This window comes from Mycobacterium sp. IDUB_5 (assembly GCF_055419565.1).
The window spans coordinates 1-202 of record NZ_JBVAXX010000026.1; the positions used below are offsets into that span (position 1 = coordinate 1).

Annotated in this window: 1 pseudogene; it reads right to left on the minus strand. The window is 62.4% G+C overall.

Annotation, left to right across the window (positions count from 1 at the left end):
* A pseudogene (locus ACZY1G_RS27855) lies at positions 1 to 202 on the minus strand (acetaldehyde dehydrogenase (acetylating)); the annotation flags it as partial.

A 202-nucleotide genomic window follows, 5' to 3' on the forward strand; every position in this document is an offset into this window, starting at 1 on the left:
ACATAGGTCTGCACCTCGGCCACCACATCCTTGATCGACGCCGTGATCGCCGCGTGGTCGGCATCCTCGGGGATCGCGCAGAAAATGGTGTCGCGCATGATCATCGGCGGATCCGCCGGATTGAGAATGATGATCGCCTTACCCCGCGCCGCGCCACCGATGTGCTGCACACCCGCACTGGTGGTCTTGGTGAACTCGTCGA